Raw genomic sequence first — 846 nt, 5'->3', positions numbered from 1 at the left:
GCCTTTTTCGAAGTCGGTGTGAATCTTGCCGGCTGCCTGTGGCGCCGTGGCGCCTACCGGGATGGTCCAGGCGCGGACTTCTTTTACGCCAGCGGTAAAGTAGGTTTGCAGGCCTAGCAGCTCATAGCCAGCGCGAATCACGCGGTCGAGGCCAGCTTCGTCCATGCCGAGCTCTTCGAGGAATTCGCCTTTCTCATCGTCGTCCAGTTCGGCAATTTCTGATTCCAGTTTATTGCAGATGGGAACGACGATAGCGCCTTCCTCTTCAGCAATACGCCGCACGGTGTCGAGGTGGGGGTTGTTTTCAAAGCCGTCCTCGTTGACGTTGGCGATATACATTGTTGGTTTGGTGGTAAGCAGGTGCAGGCTGCCCATGCGGGCGCGCTCGGTGTCGTCCAGCTCAAGTGAGCGAAGCGGTTTGCCTTCGTCCAGGTGGCTCTGGAGTTTTTCCAGCAGGTTCTTGGCGGCAATCGCGTCTTTATCGCCACTTTTGGCAGGGCGAACGACTTTCTGTAGTTGCTTCTCAACAGCGTCAAGGTCGGCCAGTGCTAGCTCGGTGTTAATCACGTCGATGTCTGCAGCGGGGTCGACCTTGTTGGCCACATGGATAACATTGTCGTTGTCGAAGCAGCGAACCACGTGGGCAATGGCATCGGTCTCACGGATATTGGCGAGGAATTTATTGCCGAGGCCCTCACCCTTTGAGGCGCCGGCAACCAGCCCGGCGATATCGACAAATTCCATCGTTGCGGGAAGCACGCGCTCTGGCGAGACAATCTCTGCCAAAACGTTTAGGCGTGGATCGGGAACGCCGACAATGCCGGAATTGGGCTCAATGGTGCAGAA

The 846-nt window shown here is 56.9% G+C and carries 1 protein-coding gene; it reads right to left on the bottom strand.

The window, feature by feature from the left end; all coding sequences use genetic code 11:
* Positions 1 to 846: redox-regulated ATPase YchF (ychF, locus tag B3K78_RS08420; protein WP_286695102.1), on the bottom strand; the 846-nt coding region annotated here is incomplete at both ends.

Source organism: Spongiibacter sp. UBA1325 (assembly GCF_002306875.1).
Lineage (GTDB): Bacteria > Pseudomonadota > Gammaproteobacteria > Pseudomonadales > Spongiibacteraceae > Spongiibacter > Spongiibacter marinus.
Note: the sequence above shows the minus strand (reverse complement) of the source record. Positions and strands in the feature narration are given on the sequence as shown.